Source organism: Achromobacter xylosoxidans A8 (assembly GCF_000165835.1).
GTDB lineage: Bacteria > Pseudomonadota > Gammaproteobacteria > Burkholderiales > Burkholderiaceae_B > Achromobacter > Achromobacter xylosoxidans_B.
This window is the reverse complement of sequence record NC_014640.1, coordinates 5,688,095-5,702,430: the sequence shown is the minus strand read 5'-3', so window position 1 is coordinate 5,702,430 and position 14,336 is coordinate 5,688,095. Positions and strand designations below refer to the sequence as shown.

Sequence of the window (14,336 nt, the reverse complement as noted above, 5' to 3'; positions counted from 1 at the left end):
CTGACACTTTTTTCTGCTTCGTCCGGTGTACCGGGTGAACCGCCGCGTACCGCGCGCCACCCCGACCCTTACGAAGGATAGCTTCATGGTTTCCCGCAACTCCCGTTCGCCACGCCCGGCTCGTGGAACAACCGTTTTGCCGCCCCTGGCGGCGGTGGCCCGGGCCGTCGGCATGGGACTGGCGCTGTCGGCCGCGGCGGGGGCGGCGGCGCCTGCCACCGCCGCCGAAGCCGTCAGCGTTGCGGCGCGTAAATCCTACGCGATTCCGGCGGGACCCCTGGGCGACGCGCTGGCTCAGTTCGCCGCCGCCGCGGGGGTGCCGCTGTCGTTCGATCCGGCGCTGGTGTCGGGGCTGCGCAGCAACGGACTGGACGGCGCCTATACCGTGAAGGAAGGCTTCTCCCGTTTGCTGTCGGGGTCGGGCTATGCCTTGTCGGAGCAGGGCGGTGGCGCCTATTCCCTGCGCAAGCTGCCTTCGGGACAGGATGAATCGGCGACCGTGCTGCCGACGGTCACCGTCGCCGGCGCCAGCGCGGCCCCGTTCGCCTTGCCGGCCGAGTACGAGGGCGGCCAGGTGGCCAGGGGCGGACGCCTGGGCCTGCTGGGCAATCGCGACGTGATGGACACGCCGTTCAACGTCACCAGCTACACCTCGGAGCTGCTGGCGAACCGCCAGGCGGTAACCTTGGCCGACGCGCTGAACGTTGAACCTTCGGTGCGCTTCACCGGCCAGATCGGCGGCGTGACCGATTCGTTCTACATCCGCGGCTTTCCCATCGGCGAAGGCAATCTGGGCGAGATCGCCTTTGACGGGGTTTACGGCGTGGCGCCCAACTATCACGTCTTTACCGATTACATCGAACGGGTTGAAGTGCTGAAAGGGCCGGCGGCGCTGCTGTACGGCATGTCGCCCAATAGCGGCGTGGGCGGGGTGATCAACATGGTGCCCAAGCGGGCGCTGCCGGAGGACCTGAGCCGCGTGTCCGCCGACTATGTGGGCGATTCGCAATTCGGCGCGCGCGCGGACCTGAGCCGCCGCTTCGGCAAGGATGGCGAATGGGGCGTGCGCATCAACGGCATGCACCGCCAGGGCGATACGCCGCTGGACAATCTGTATTCGCGCACCGATATCGGCGCCTTGTCGCTGGATTATCAGGGCGAGCGGTTGCGCGCCTCGCTGGACCTGCTGACGCAGAATGAGAAGATCGACGCGCCCACGCGACCTTTCCTGGTGGCCGCCGGCATAAACGTGCCGCATGCGGCGGATGGACGGCGCAACGCCACCCAGCCCTGGGGCTGGTGGAAGTCCGATGGCCAATCGGCGCTGCTGCGGGTGGAGTACGACATCAGCGACCGCCTGACGGTCTTTGCCGACGCAGGCGGCTCGGACACCAATGTTTCGCGCCTGTCGGACCAGACGCCCACCATCGTCAACGCGGCCGGCGACACGGTGGTCACGCCGAACAACTTCCGGTTCGAGGTCAACCGCAGCACCTACAACGCGGGGCTGCGCGCCAAGCTGGACACGGGGCCGGTGCGCCACGCCATCAGCTTCATGGGCAGCCTGTACAGCGACCGGAACAAGCAGGCCAGCGTGTTGGGCACGCCGCTCACGTCCAACATCTATCATCCGATCACGCGCCCGGAGCAATACATTCCAGCGCCTGCCTATGTGCCAAAGATTTCGTCATCGGACCTTTCCGGCCTGGCGCTGGCCGATACGCTCAGCATCCTGGACGAGCGCGCGCAGCTGACCCTGGGCGTGCGCCAGCAGCGCATCGAATCGCGCAACTTCAACGCCACGACTGGCGCGCGCACCGTCAGCTATGACGAGAGCGCGACCACGCCGCTGGCGGGCATCGTGGTCAAGCCCTGGAGCAATGTCTCGCTGTACGCCAACTACATCGAAGGCCTGAGCAAGGGCGACGTGGCGCCTGCCACCGCGTCCAACGCGGGCCAGGTGTTCAAGCCCTACAAGGCCAGGCAGAAAGAGGTGGGAGTGAAGGTGGACCTGGACGGCGCCATGCTGACCCTGAGCGCCTTCGAGATCACCAAGCCCAGCGGCCAGCTGACCAACGGCGTGTACGGCGCCGACAGCGAGCAGCGCAACCGCGGTCTGGAACTGAACCTGGCCGGCGAACCATGGCGCGGCCTGCGCCTGCTGGGCGGGGTGACCTTGCTGGACGCGGAACTGACGCGCGCCGGCAATAGCGCCGTGGTGGGCAACCGGCCCGTGGGCGTACCCAAGGTGTCGCTCAACCTGGGCGCGGAATGGGATACGCCATGGGTCGCGGGCCTGACCTTGACCGGCAGCATGATGCACACCGGCAGCGAATACATCAACCAGGCCAATACGCAGTCGGTGCCTTCGTGGACCACGTTCGATCTGGGCGCGCGTTACGCCGCCAAGGTCTACGGCAAGGACATCACGCTGCGGGCGAATGTGGTCAACGTCTTCAACCGCGCCTATTGGTCGGGCGTGGCGTCGTACGGCACGATTTCCCAGGGCGTGCCGCGCACACTGATGCTGTCCGCGTCGATGGACTTCTGAGCGGAACTTGCCGGCCTAGGATGCCAGGATGCCGCTGATGCGGGCCAGGTTGTCCAGCGTGCTGCGCAGATGGCTGGCCAGTTCCGCTGAGGCCTCTTCGTTGCGCTCGCGTTCCAGCAGGTCGAGGATGGCCAGGTGCTGATCGCAATGTTGCTGGTAGCGGCTGCGGTCCTGCATGGAACGGTAGGACAGCAGCCGGCGCACGCGGTTGACGCGCTTGATGGCGTCGATGAAGAAGGGATTGCCCGAGGCTTCCACCAGCGATTCATGAAAGCGCACGCCGCGCTCATGCAGCTGGTCCGCGGTGTCCGTGGCGATGCCACCGTCCAGCAGGTGCTTTTCAGCGGCGCGGCAGCGCGCCAGCACTTGTTTATCGATGCGAAAACCCGGTTCCAGCAGCGCCGCCGGCTCCAGCGCCAGGCGCAGGCGGTAGGACTGCAGCAGGCTGTCGGGCGTGGTCATCATGGATGAAAATTCCCAGCCATAGCCCGGTCTGCGCTTGGCCCAGCCTTCCTGCGCGATGCAGCCCAGCAGGGCCTGCGTCTGCGCCGCCGTCAGGCCATAGCGCGCGCGCAGCAGCGCCTCGCTGCACTGCATGGGCAGCGCGCCGCGCAGCAGCTCGTCGGCCAGCTTGAAGTAGCTGTGCGTGACGATGTCGTCCACGGAGGGCGGCGCCAGATCCTCATGCGCTTGCGCCAGCGTCGCGTGATCCTGCGCCAGAAAATAGCCGCGGTTGGGCTTGCGCGAAACGACGCCGCGTTGCTCCAGGACGTCCAGCGCGTCGTTGACGGGCGAGCGCGACAGTCGCAGCCGGTCGGCGAGCTTCTGCGCGGTCAGGTGCGCACCCGCGGGCAGGCGGTCTTCCTGGATCAGGGCCAGGATTTTCGCGGCGGTATTGGTTTGGGCGCTCATGCGTGGCGGGCGGCGGAATGGATGGTGTCCGAGAGGATAGCGGGAATGACGCCGCCCATGCGCAGCAGCCTGACTTCCAGCCGGGTCTCGACCGCTGCCGTGGCCTGTAGCGTTTCGACGGCGCCGCCGGCGCGCAGGATGCGCACCGCCACGGCCATGCGCGGCGCCAGTGCGGCGGCCTGGGCGTCGATCTCGATCCGGTCGCCGGGCCGGACCCGCAGCGTGGCCGGCGTGACGCCCGCAGGCAGGCGCAAGGGCAGGATGCCCATGCCTATCAGGTTGGAGCGATGGATGCGTTCGAAGCTGACCGCCAGCACCGCGCGGATGCCCAACAGCCGCTGGCCCTTGGCGGCCCAGTCGCGTGAGGAGCCCGTGCCGTAGCGTTCGCCCGCCACCAGGACCACGGGTTGGCCGGCCCGGGCGTAGCGGCCAGCGGCCTCCCAGATCGGCTCCACCCGGCCGCTGGGCGCGTGCAGCGTGTGGCCCACCGGCGCGCCGGGGCAAAGCAGATTGACCAGGCTCTTGCTGTAGAAGGCCGCGCGCAGCATCACCTGCCAGTTGCCGCGCCGCGAGGCGAACACGTTCAGGTCGTTGCGGTCGTCGCCGCGCTCGACCAGGAAGTCGGCGATCGGGCTGTCCGGCGGTATGGCGCTGGCGGGCGACAGATGATCGGTGGTCACATCGTCGCCCAGCACCAGCAGCGGATGCGCCGTGTAGCGGCCCAGTTGGCTGGCCTCGTCGACGCTGGCGAAGGGCGGGCGGCGCAGGGCGGTGGAGGCAGGGTCCCAGGGAAAACGCGCCGAGTCCGGCGATTGCAGGGCCTGCCAGGCCGGGTTGGCGCTGGCGATCTGGAAGGCGTGGCGGTAGTCCGCCGGTTGCTGGCCGGCGGCCAGCGCGGCGTCGATGTCGGCGTCGTCGGGCCAAAGTTCGCGCAGATGGATGGCGCGGCCATCGGGTCCAGTTTGTACGGGTTCGCGGCTCAGGTCGCGTTCGGCATCGCCGGCCAACGCGAACGCGATGACTAGCGCTGGCGACATCAGGAAGCCCAGGTCCAGGTCCGGATGGATGCGGCCGGCGAAGTTGCGGTTGCCGGACAGCACCGCCACGGGATGGACCGAGCCGGCCGCCATGGCCTCGCGCACGGCTTCAGGCAGGGGGCCGGAATTGCCGATGCAGGTAGTACAGCCGTAACCCACGATGTCGAAGCCCACGGCGGCCAGATCGTCCAGCAGCCCGGCGCGCGCGAGGTATGCGGCGGCCGCGGGCGAACCCGGGGCCAGCGAGGTCTTCACCCAGGCGGGCACGCGCAGGCCGGCTTGGCGCGCCTTGCGGGCCAGCAGGCCGGCGGCGGTCAACAGGCGTGGATCGGAGGTGTTGGTGCAGCTCGTGATGGCGGCGATCGCGATGGCGTGGCGGGGCAGGCCGCCAGCGGCGGCCGAGGGCGTGAAGGCCAGTTCCGCCAGGATCGCCCTGGTGTGGCCGTAGGGATGCAGGTCTTGCGGCCGCCTGGGGCCCGCCACATGCATCTGCACGCGGTCCAGCGCGATATCGACGACGCGGGTGTAGCGCGGCTCGGCGGCGGGGTCGTAGCCGATGCCGGCGTGTTCGGCGTAGGCCTGGACCTGCGCGATCAGCGCTTCGGGCCGGCCTGTCTGGCGCAGGTAGGCCAGCGTTTGCGTATCTATCGGGAAGTAGCCCGTGGTGGCGCCGTACTCGGGCGCCATATTGGCGACCACGCAGCGGCTGCCGGCCGGCAGCGTGGCCACGCCCGGCCCGTAGAACTCCACGAATTCCCCGGATACCCCGATTGCGCGCAGGCGCTGGGTCACGGTCAGTGCCAGGTCGGTGGCGCTGACTCCCGGCGCCAGCGCGCCGCTCAGGCGCACGCCGATGACATCGGGAATGCGCAGTAGTGTGGGCAGGCCGAACATCACGGTCTGCGCTTCCAGGCCGCCCACGCCCCAACCCAGCACGCCGATGCCGTTGACCATGGGCGTGTGGCTGTCGGTGCCTATCATCATGTCCGGATGCAGGGCGATGGCGTCGCCGTCTTCCCGCGCGCAGACCACGGTGGCCAGTTGCTCCAGGTTGATGGTGTGCATGATGCCCGTGCCTGGCGGATGGATGCGCACGTTGGACAGGGCCTTGGAGGCCCAGCGCAGGAAGCGGTAGCGCTCGGCGTTGCGGCGCAGTTCCAGGTCCAGGTTCAACGACGCCGCATCGGCGCGCGCATAGGACTGCACCGCCAGCGAATGATCCACCGACACGTCCACGGGCAGCACGGGATTCAGCGTGGAAGGATCGACGCCGGCTTCGGCCAGGGCATCTCGCATGGCGGCGATGTCCACCAGCGCCGGGGTGCTGGTGGTGTCGTGCATCAGCACGCGCCCGGGCTGGAAGGCGATCTCGGCCTCGCTGGTGCCGTGCGCCAACCATCCGAACAGCGCCGCGGTAGCGGCGTCACGTTCCGTGCCTTGCATGTTGCGCAGCGCATTCTCCAGCAGCAGCCGCAGCACCACCGGCAGGCGAAAGTACTCGGCGCCGTACATGCCGGGCAGGTCCAGGCAAGTATGGCTGGCGCCGTTCAGGGTGAAGCGGGCATGGCGGGGCGTGGCGGTGATGGTGTCCATAGCCGCCATTTTGCATATTGAATTGTCAAAATGCAATTAAAGAGAATGGGGGACGATTTGACCCGATGTCCCCGGAGAGGCTCGCGCCCCAGGGCCAGGGCTAGCGCATGACGGCGTCCAGCGCGCTCAGGGCAGGCGGGATCATGGCCAGGAGACGGGCCCGGCCGACGCCGTCCCGTGCTTGCACCGACAGGCCGTGCAGCACCACGGCGTAGTAGTCGCCCAAGGCCTGTACATCGGTGCCGGGCTTGAGCTCGCCCGCCTGCAATGCGGCCTCGAGGCGGTCGATGATGGACTGCGTGCGCGCCTTGCGATGGCTGGTGAGCCATGCCATGACGGCTTCGTTTTCCGCGGCGTAATTGGTGGCGGCCGACACCACCATGCAGCCTTGCGGACGGCCGCGTCGGGTGTAGGTGCCTACCGCGTCGGCCAGCAGTTTGGCGATGGCGTCGCGCACGCCTTCAGTGTCTTCCAGCGCCTTCTCGGCGAAGGCGCCGTCGCCTGCCTCGTAGCGCGCCACGGCTTCGCGGAACAAGTCCTGCTTGGAACCGAAGGCGGCGTAGAGGCGCGCCGAAGCCAGTCCCGTTGCCGCCACCAGGTCCGCCATCGACGTGCCCTCGTAGCCTTGCTTCCAGAACGCAAGCATCGCTTGCTGAAGCGCCAGGTCGCGGTCGAATTCTCTGGGTCTGCCTGCCATGACGGTCTCGTTGAAATGAACTGAGGCGCAGTGTAACGCCGCGCCTGCGCGGCTATGTGCGCGGAGCCGGCGCTTGCAGTCGCACCTGTTCATCGTCTATTCTTTGTCGTTCGACAAACAATTAGGTTTAAAAAATCATGCAAACGATCAAAGGCCCCAGCCTGCACCTGGCCCAGTTCAGCGACGCCGTCGCTCCCTTCAACAGCCTGCCCGCCATCGCCGAATGGGCGGCGGGCGTGGGTTTCAAGGCCCTGCAGATTCCGGCCTGGGACCAGCGCTTCTTCGACGCCGCGACGGCGGCCGCCAGCCAGGACTATTGCGATGAGATCAAGGGCACGCTGGCCGAGCATGGCCTGGTGGTCAGCGAACTGACCAGCCACATCTATGGCCAGTCGCTGGCGGTCCATCCCGCCTACGACGCCATGGTCGACAACTTCGCGCCGCCCGAGGCTCGCGGCAATCCGCAAGCCCGGACGGCTTGGGCGCGGCAAGGCCTGCTGGACACGGCGCGCGCATCGCGCAGGTTGGGGCTGACCGAGATGGGCACGTTCTCGGGTTCGCTGGCCTGGCCCTACCTGTTCCCGTTTCCGCAGCGTCCCGAAGGCTTGATCGAAGCGGCCTTCGATGAACTCGCCAAGCGCTGGCTCCCGGTCCTGGACGAGTGCGACGAGCAGGGCGTGAACCTGTGCTTCGAGATCCATCCCAGCGAAGACCTGCACGACGGCATTTCGTTCGAGATGTTCCGCGAGCGTGTGGGCGGCCATGCGCGCTGCGCCATCCTGTTCGACCCCAGCCACTTCGTGCTGCAGCAGCTGAATTATCTGGAGTACCTGGACATCTACAAGGATCACATCCGCATGTTCCATGTGAAGGATGCCGAATTCAATCCGACCGGCCGGCAGGGCATCTATGGCGGATACCAGTCCTGGATAAATCGGGCCGGCCGCTTCCGCTCGCTGGGCGACGGGCAGGTGGACTTCAAGGCGATCTTTTCGAAGCTGGCGCAATACGACTACCAGGGCTGGGCCACGCTGGAATGGGAGTGCTGCCTGAAGGACCAGGAGACCGGCGCGCGCGAAGGCGTGGAGTTCATCAACCGCCACATCATCCCGGTCACGTCCAAGGTGTTCGACGATTTCGCTGGCGCCGCCATCGACAAGCAACAGATCAACGCCCTGCTGGGCATCGCATGAGCGGCCTTGCGCCGCATCGGACAGCAACAATGACACACCAGAATTCTTCCTTCGACGCCTTCGCGCACCAGTACGTCCTGGTCGACGGGCACCGCATTCACTGCGCCACGGCGGGCGCGGGTACGCCGGTGCTGCTGATTCCGGGCTGGCCCCAGACCTGGTACACGTGGCGTCACGTCATGGCGGCGCTGGCGCAGGCAGGCTACATGGCGATTGCGGTGGATCCGCCCGGGACAGGCGATTCCGACCGTCCTGCATCCGGCTATGACACCGGCGCGATCGCCGCCACGCTGCACCAGCTGATGGCGCAGCTGGGCCACGCGCGCTACCAGGTGGTGGGCCACGACATCGGCATGTGGGTGGCTTACGCGCTGGCCAGCGATTTTCCGCAGGCGGTGAGCCGCTTGGCCCTGACTGAGGCCGTCATCCCGGGACTGGCCCCGGCGCCCACCATCTTCGCGCCGCCGCAGGAGAACATCTTCCTGTGGCACTTCATGTTCAATCAGTTGCACGATCTGCCCGAGACGCTGATCGCGGGCAGGGAGAAGGCCTATCTGACCTTCATGTTCGACAAGTGGTCGCATCGCCGCGACCGGGTCGCGGCCGAGGTCTACATCGACGCTTACGCTGCGCCAGGCGGGCTGCGCGGCGGATTCGCCTACTACCGCGCCATCCCGGAGACCATCCGGCAGAACACGCTGCGCGCCAAGCGCATGCTGGAAATGCCTACGCTGGCCATCGGCGCCGAGCATGCGACCCGCGACGCGCCGTTGGTCACCATGCGCGGGAATGCCAGGAACTTGCAGGGGGCGATCATTGCGGATTGCGGCCACTTCGTCACCGAGGAATGCCACGAAGCCTTCCTGGAGCACTTGCTGCCGTTCCTGTCGCCGGAGGGGTGAGCGCGGCGGCGCTTCGACCTGGACGCGGGGAGGCTTGCAGTATGCTTACCCGCTTCATGGACCTTCCCGATGTTGCCGCAATGACTGATTTCCCTTTCGATGCCGTGCTGTTCGACTGCGATGGCGTTCTGGTCGATTCCGAACCCATCACCAGCCGCGTGCTGACCGAGATGCTCAATGAATTGGGCTGGGGCATTACGCATGCGGAAACCATGCAGATCTTCACGGGCAAAGCCGTCAGGGACGAACTGCCGTTGATCGAGTCCCGCACGGGCGCCAAGATCATCCCCGACTGGTTCGACCAGTTCCGCCTGCGCCGCAATGCCGCGCTGGACCGGGATCTGCTCGAAATTCCGGGCGCGCCGGATGCGGTGCGGGCCCTGCATGCGGCCTTGGACGGCCGCATTGCCGTGGCCTCGGGCGCGGACCGCCGCAAGGTGGAGTTGCAACTGGCCAAGGTCGGCATTGCCGATTGCTTTCGCGAACGCGTCTTCAGCGGCCACGAAATGCCGCGCAGCAAGCCCTATCCGGACGTGTACCTGGCGGCCGCTCAGGCGCTGGGCGTGGACCCCAGGCGCTGCGCCATCGTGGAAGACACGGTGACTGGCGCCACCGCCGGAGTGGCCGCCGGCGCCACCGTGTTCGGCTACAGCCCGGACGCCAACGGCCATAGCGGCGCCGAGGCCTTGCGCGATGTGGGCGTGGCCCACGTGTTCACCGACATGGCCGCACTGCCCGGGCTGCTGGCGGCTTGGCGCCAGGCCGCCTAATCCGGCCTGCGCGCGCGCCGGACGGGCTTCAGCGCGCGTACTGTTCGCCGCCGTCCAGGTCTATCACCGTGCCGCTCAGGTAGCCGGCGCGCGGCGAGGCGCCGAACACGATCATGTCGGCCACTTCGCCGGGTTCCATCAGGCGTCCGAAGGGCAGGTCCGACAAGGTTTCCTGCCAGCGGCTTTCGTCGCCCCAGCGCGCCTGGGCGCGCTGTTTGGCCAGCGTCAGCACCCGGTCGGTGCGGGTGCGCGAGGGGTTCACGCCGAATACGCGCACACCGTGGCGCGGCGCGTCCCCGCCCAGGGCGCGGGTGAAGGCGATGAGCGAGGCATTGCCCGCCGCGCCGCAGATGTAGTCGGCGCGCGGCGCCGAGCCCGCCATGCCGATGATGTTGGCGATGACGCCCGCGCCGGCTTCGCGCATGCGTGGGTAGTAGTGGCGGGCCAGATCGATATAGCCGTGGACTTTCAGTTCCCAGCCGGCGCGCCAGCGTTCGTCCTGAACCTGGTCGAGGGCGCCGCCCGGCACCGCGCCGGCATTGTTCACCAGGATGTCGATATCGCCTGCTTCCTGGCTCAGGCGTTGCGCCGCGCCGGGTAGGGCCAGGTCCAGCGTGACGGCGCGAGCCTGCTTGCCGGTCTGCTCGCGTATGGCCTCGACCGCCGCGCGCAGCGCAGCGTCGTCGCGCGCCACCAGTACCGGTTCGGCGCCTTCGCGGGCGAAGGCCCGCGCGCAAGCCAGGCCTATACCCTTGGATGCGCCCGTGATGAGCACGCGTTTACCGTCTAGCTGCAAATCCATGTAACCCTCCGGTCAGTTCCGTCCGCGACCCTGCGCGGCGTCTGCTCGGTTGTAAACCAGTTGTGCCCACATGTGCCAGTGCGTGCGGCGCATGGCGGCGGCCGGGCGGCGCCTGCTATGCTGGTCCGACCATTTCCCACGAGGGGGCGGCGATGACGGAAATCTGGCTGGAAATCTGGTCCACCGTGCGCAGTGAGTTCGCCGACATCCCCGATGTGGGCGAGGCGACCCGCATCGTGCTGCGCCTGAGCGTGGCGATGCTGCTGGGCGGCCTGCTGGGCTATGAGCGCGAGCGCAGCGGCAAGGACGCAGGCCTGCGCACCCACATGCTGGTGGCGCTGGGGGCGGCGATCTTCGTGCTGGTGCCGTTGCAGGGCGGCATGCAGGTCGGCGACCTGAGCCGGGTGCTGCAAGGCGTGATCGCCGGCATCGGCTTCCTGGGCGCGGGCGCCATCATCAAGCTCAGCGGCGAACGCGAGATCCGCGGGCTGACCACCGCGGCCGGCATCTGGATGACGGCCGCGATCGGCGCGGCGGCGGGCATGGGGCGCGAGGCCACCGCCGTGGTCAGCACGCTAATGGCCCTGTTCGTGCTGGCGGTGCTGCGCCGGGTCGAGGCGCGCATCGCCGCCCGGCAGGAGCACGGCGTCATTTCCACCGACGCCAAGTAGCGTCGGAGCTGGCGCCTCAGCTGCCGCCGGACACCTCGATGAAGGAGCCGCTGGTGTAGCCGGCCTCGTCCGAGAACAACCACATGACGGCGCCCGCCACTTCTTCCACGGTGCCGCCGCGGCGCAGCGGAATTGCGCCTTTCAGGCGGTCCACCCGGCCGGGTTCGCCGCCGCTGGCGTGCATGTCGGTGTAGATGGTGCCGGGACGCACGCCATTGACGCGGATGCCTTCGGGCGCGACTTCCTTGGACAGGCCTATGGTCATGGTGTCCATGGCGCCCTTGGACGCGGCATAGTCCACGTATTCATTGGGCGAACCCAGGCGGGCAGCCGCGGACGAGACATTGACGATGGCGCCGCCTGGGCCGCCGTGGCGCGTCGACATGCGGCGCACCGCCTCGCGGGCGCACAGGAAGGCGCCGATCACATTGGTGGACAGGACGCGGAGCAGGCGATCGGCGCTCATCTGGTCCACGCGCATCTGCTGTTCCAGGATGCCGGCGTTGTTGACCAGCGCGTCGATGCGGCCCAGCTTCCGATCCAGTTCGTCGTACATGCGCAGCACCTGGTCCTCTTGCGAGACATCGGCCTGCAGGGCGACGGCGCGGCCGCCGCCTTGCACGATTTCCTCGACCACCGCTTGCGCGGCATCGGCGTTGGCGTGGTAGTTGACGCCTACCGCGTAGCCGCGGCGGGCGGCCAGCTTGGCGACGGCGGCGCCGATGCCGCGGCCGCCGCCGGTGACGAGCATGATTCTGGACATGGCTTACTCCTTGTGGGCTTTCACCTTAGCAGATGGCGGCCGGCTCAGATCCAGACGTCGTTGGGGGCGCTGCGCTGACCGCCCTGGTCGCCGGTATTGCGCACGCCGCGCGGCTCGATCAGCAGCATTTTGACTTCTTCGGGGGCACAGGGCTTGTGCTCCACGCCCTTGGGGACCACGGCCATTTCGCCGGGGCCCAGGTCGATATGGCCGTCGCGTAGCTCGATGCGCAGGCGGCCTTCGATGACGATGAAGGTCTCGTCGGTGTCGGCATGGCTGTGCCACACGAACTCGCCCTGGATCTTCACCAGCTTGAACTGGTAGTCGTTCATTTCGGCGACGACCTTGGGCATCCAGTGTTCGGAAAACAGCGCCAGTTTGTCGGCGAAGTTGACGGGGCGGATATCGGACATGGCGCGACCTTCATGGAGGGTTGAACAAACCCCAGGATAGAAGGCCGCGCGGGCGGCGTCTTGTACGATCGAGCAGCTTTGCGGAGCCGGAGGCCTAGCGGCTCAGCATGCGGCGCCAGCGGTCGGGGGCCATGCCGTAGGTCTGGACGTGGCGGTGCGTCAGGTGGCTCTGGTCGGTGAAGCCCGACGCGGCGGCCGCTTGCGCCAGCGGCATGCCCGCGGCGATCAGGCGCCGGGCCTGAGCTAGGCGGCGCAGCATCACGTAGCGGTACGGGCTGGTGCCGAACAGCGCTCGGAAGTCGCGCGACAGGCTCCAGCGGTCCGTGGCCGCGGCGCTGGCCAACTGTTCCAGAGTGATGGACTGTTCGAGCGAGGCGTGGATGTACTGGCGCGCGCGCTCGGCGGCGGCGTAGTCGGCGCTGCGGCGTCCCGGCTTGGCGCCGGCCGCGGCGCACAGGGCATGGCTCAGCTCGTACAACGCATCGTCTTCCTGCAGCGGGTCGATGGGCTCATGCGTGTCTTGCAGCAGGCTGGCGCTGGCCGCGTACAGCCGCGGATCCGCCGAGATGCCGCCCGGGATGAATGGCAGCGGCCGTCCGCCCAGGATTTGCTGGATGAGTGCCGGCTCCACGTAGATCATGCGGTAATGGAAACCGGCCTCGGTGCCGGCCTGGCCGTCGTGGACTTCGTCCGGATGCAGCACGATGGTGCCGCCGGGCAGGCTGTGCCGCAGCCCGCGGCGGTAATGGAAACTCTGCACGCCGGACAGGGTGCGGCCGATGGCATAGGTATCGTGGCGGTGCATGCCGTAGCCATGGCCACCGAAGTAGGCCTCGATGCGCTCCAACTGGCCCGAGGGCGCGGCGCGCAGTATCCAGTCCTGCTTGGGCGTGGCGGGCGGCATGGGGAACTCTTTTTGAATACGTGCTGCGGCCTATTCTAGACCCAGGCCAGGCCTCAATCCGCCTCCCGCAGCAGCCGCAGGCCCACCAGCGGATAGCGGGTTTCCTGCGTGTTCCAGTTGCGGTAGGAGGCGCGCGTGTACAGCGCCCAGGTATGCCAGGAGCCGCCGCGGCGCACGCGCACGTTGCCGCTGGCGGGGCCTTGCGGGTCGTCCACCGGCGAGTGCGCGTAGTAGTCCTCGCCATACCAGTCCGAGACCCATTCCCAGGCGTTGCCGTGCATGTCGTACAGGCCGAAGGCATTGGGCGCGTAGCTGGCGACCGGGGCGGTGAAGGCATGGCCGTCGGCGCGGGCGGAGGCGTGCGCCTGCCATTTGGGCCACAGCGGCGCGGCGTCCGCATCGAAGCCGTTGCCGATGTCGGGCATGGCGGCGGGATCGTCGCCGTTCTGGTAGCGGGTGCGCGTGCCGGCGCGGCAGGCGTATTCCCATTCGGCTTCCGTGGGCAGGCGGTAGACCTTGCCTTCGGTCTGGGTCAGCCAGCGCGCCAGCGCCGTGGCGTCGTTCCAGCTGATGTTGACCACGGGGTGGTCGTCGCCTTGCGCGAAACCCGGATTGCGCCAGGAATAGCGGCGGTCGCGCCCTTCGAAGGCATCGCCGCGTTCGGACTTGTCGGCATCGTACTGCGGGTTGTAGCCATAGCCGCCGGTGCCGTCGGCTTCCGATTCGGGCACGTAGCCGGATGCTTCGATGAAGCGTCGGAACTGGCCCACGGTGACTTCGGTGCGCTCCATGTAGAACGCGCGGGTGATGCGCACGGCATGCACGGGCGCTTCGTCGGACAGCTGGGCGTAGCGGTCCGCTGGATACAGCGGATAGGCCTGCGCGAGCGCTTCGGGCGCCTCGTCGCTGCCCATCTGGAAGGTGCCGGCGGGCACGCGGACAAAGGTCATGCCTAGCGAATTTTCGATCACGGCGGGCGGTTCAGCCGCCCAGGAAGGCGCCGATATCAAGGTGCAGAGCAAAGCCAGGGCGGTGCGTGTGCGCATGGGATTCCGGGTGACGGGGCATGAGGGTGCGCAATAGTAGAGCCGCCGCGTCCGGCCGGCCAGACGCGGGGAACCCTCATGC

13 protein-coding genes are annotated in these 14,336 nt (G+C 67.9%); 5 read left to right on the top strand and 8 right to left on the bottom strand.

Features of this window, described 5'->3' with window-relative positions:
• Positions 1-85 precede the first annotated feature (85 nt).
• Complete coding sequence (locus AXYL_RS26370; protein WP_013395930.1) at positions 86-2,551, top strand: TonB-dependent receptor; 2,466 nt, start codon at positions 86-88, stop codon at positions 2,549-2,551.
• Positions 2,552-2,566: 15 nt separating this feature from the next.
• Here the strand turns inward: AXYL_RS26370 and AXYL_RS26365 are convergent, their stop codons facing one another.
• From AXYL_RS26365 to AXYL_RS26355, 3 genes are all read right to left on the bottom strand, one after another.
• Positions 2,567-3,463, bottom strand: a complete 897-nt coding sequence (locus tag AXYL_RS26365; protein WP_013395929.1) for a GntR family transcriptional regulator — start codon at positions 3,461-3,463, stop codon at positions 2,567-2,569.
• Complete coding sequence (gene acnA / locus AXYL_RS26360) at positions 3,460-6,093, bottom strand: aconitate hydratase AcnA (protein WP_013395928.1); 2,634 nt, start codon at positions 6,091-6,093, stop codon at positions 3,460-3,462. Before acnA ends, AXYL_RS26365 begins: the two co-directional genes overlap by 4 nt.
• Before the next feature lie 100 nt (positions 6,094-6,193).
• On the bottom strand, positions 6,194-6,790 hold the full coding sequence (locus AXYL_RS26355; RefSeq protein ID WP_013395927.1) for a TetR/AcrR family transcriptional regulator: 597 nt from the start codon (positions 6,788-6,790) through the stop codon (positions 6,194-6,196).
• 137 nt (positions 6,791-6,927) lie between these two features.
• Between AXYL_RS26355 and AXYL_RS26350 the strand changes: the two genes are divergently transcribed.
• The 3 genes from AXYL_RS26350 (at position 6,928) to AXYL_RS26340 (ending at position 9,655) form a co-directional block, all read left to right on the top strand.
• On the top strand, positions 6,928-7,983 hold the full coding sequence (locus AXYL_RS26350; protein WP_013395926.1) for a sugar phosphate isomerase/epimerase family protein: 1,056 nt from the start codon (positions 6,928-6,930) through the stop codon (positions 7,981-7,983).
• Between the two features lie 29 nt (positions 7,984-8,012).
• On the top strand, positions 8,013-8,885 hold the full coding sequence (locus AXYL_RS26345; protein ID WP_013395925.1) for an alpha/beta fold hydrolase: 873 nt from the start codon (positions 8,013-8,015) through the stop codon (positions 8,883-8,885).
• Positions 8,886-8,965: 80 nt separating this feature from the next.
• Positions 8,966-9,655: an HAD family hydrolase gene (locus tag AXYL_RS26340; RefSeq protein ID WP_041656173.1), complete on the top strand. Its 690-nt coding sequence runs from the start codon at positions 8,966-8,968 to the stop codon at positions 9,653-9,655.
• Between the two features lie 28 nt (positions 9,656-9,683).
• On the opposite strand, the gene AXYL_RS26335 is transcribed toward AXYL_RS26340, so the two are convergent.
• Positions 9,684-10,457 carry an SDR family oxidoreductase gene (locus AXYL_RS26335; RefSeq protein ID WP_013395923.1) on the bottom strand — a complete coding sequence of 258 codons (774 nt, stop codon included), beginning with the start codon at positions 10,455-10,457 and terminating at the stop codon, positions 9,684-9,686.
• A gap of 152 nt (positions 10,458-10,609) precedes the next feature.
• Here AXYL_RS26335 and AXYL_RS26330 point away from each other — a divergent pair, with 152 nt between their 5' ends.
• A complete protein-coding gene (locus AXYL_RS26330) occupies positions 10,610-11,128 on the top strand; it encodes an MgtC/SapB family protein (protein ID WP_013395922.1) in 519 nt (172 codons plus the stop codon).
• 16 nt (positions 11,129-11,144) lie between these two features.
• Here the strand turns inward: AXYL_RS26330 and AXYL_RS26325 are convergent, their stop codons facing one another.
• From AXYL_RS26325 to AXYL_RS26310, 4 genes are all read right to left on the bottom strand, one after another.
• Positions 11,145-11,891, bottom strand: a complete 747-nt coding sequence (locus AXYL_RS26325; protein WP_013395921.1) for an SDR family oxidoreductase — start codon at positions 11,889-11,891, stop codon at positions 11,145-11,147.
• Positions 11,892-11,935: 44 nt separating this feature from the next.
• On the bottom strand, positions 11,936-12,304 hold the full coding sequence (locus AXYL_RS26320; RefSeq protein ID WP_013395920.1) for a cupin domain-containing protein: 369 nt from the start codon (positions 12,302-12,304) through the stop codon (positions 11,936-11,938).
• A 94-nt stretch (positions 12,305-12,398) separates the two neighbouring features.
• Positions 12,399-13,208, bottom strand: a complete 810-nt coding sequence (locus tag AXYL_RS26315) for an AraC family transcriptional regulator (RefSeq protein WP_013395919.1) — start codon at positions 13,206-13,208, stop codon at positions 12,399-12,401.
• 53 nt (positions 13,209-13,261) lie between these two features.
• Positions 13,262-14,254 carry a formylglycine-generating enzyme family protein gene (locus AXYL_RS26310; RefSeq protein ID WP_013395918.1) on the bottom strand — a complete coding sequence of 331 codons (993 nt, stop codon included), beginning with the start codon at positions 14,252-14,254 and terminating at the stop codon, positions 13,262-13,264.
• Between the last annotated feature and the right edge of the window lie 82 nt (positions 14,255-14,336).

What these genes read in the sequence shown, in the direction of transcription:
- AXYL_RS26370 (WP_013395930.1), top strand. Translation starts at nt 86, where the DNA reads ATGGTTTCCCGCAACTCCCGTTCGCCACGCCCGGCTCGTGGAACAACC.
- AXYL_RS26365 (WP_013395929.1), bottom strand. Translation starts at nt 3,463, where the DNA reads ATGAGCGCCCAAACCAATACCGCCGCGAAAATCCTGGCCCTGATCCAG.
- acnA (WP_013395928.1), bottom strand. Translation starts at nt 6,093, where the DNA reads ATGGACACCATCACCGCCACGCCCCGCCATGCCCGCTTCACCCTGAAC.
- AXYL_RS26355 (WP_013395927.1), bottom strand. Translation starts at nt 6,790, where the DNA reads ATGGCAGGCAGACCCAGAGAATTCGACCGCGACCTGGCGCTTCAGCAA.
- AXYL_RS26350 (WP_013395926.1), top strand. Translation starts at nt 6,928, where the DNA reads ATGCAAACGATCAAAGGCCCCAGCCTGCACCTGGCCCAGTTCAGCGAC.
- AXYL_RS26345 (WP_013395925.1), top strand. Translation starts at nt 8,013, where the DNA reads ATGACACACCAGAATTCTTCCTTCGACGCCTTCGCGCACCAGTACGTC.
- AXYL_RS26340 (WP_041656173.1), top strand. Translation starts at nt 8,966, where the DNA reads ATGACTGATTTCCCTTTCGATGCCGTGCTGTTCGACTGCGATGGCGTT.
- AXYL_RS26335 (WP_013395923.1), bottom strand. Translation starts at nt 10,457, where the DNA reads ATGGATTTGCAGCTAGACGGTAAACGCGTGCTCATCACGGGCGCATCC.
- AXYL_RS26330 (WP_013395922.1), top strand. Translation starts at nt 10,610, where the DNA reads ATGACGGAAATCTGGCTGGAAATCTGGTCCACCGTGCGCAGTGAGTTC.
- AXYL_RS26325 (WP_013395921.1), bottom strand. Translation starts at nt 11,891, where the DNA reads ATGTCCAGAATCATGCTCGTCACCGGCGGCGGCCGCGGCATCGGCGCC.
- AXYL_RS26320 (WP_013395920.1), bottom strand. Translation starts at nt 12,304, where the DNA reads ATGTCCGATATCCGCCCCGTCAACTTCGCCGACAAACTGGCGCTGTTT.
- AXYL_RS26315 (WP_013395919.1), bottom strand. Translation starts at nt 13,208, where the DNA reads ATGCCGCCCGCCACGCCCAAGCAGGACTGGATACTGCGCGCCGCGCCC.
- AXYL_RS26310 (WP_013395918.1), bottom strand. Translation starts at nt 14,254, where the DNA reads ATGCGCACACGCACCGCCCTGGCTTTGCTCTGCACCTTGATATCGGCG.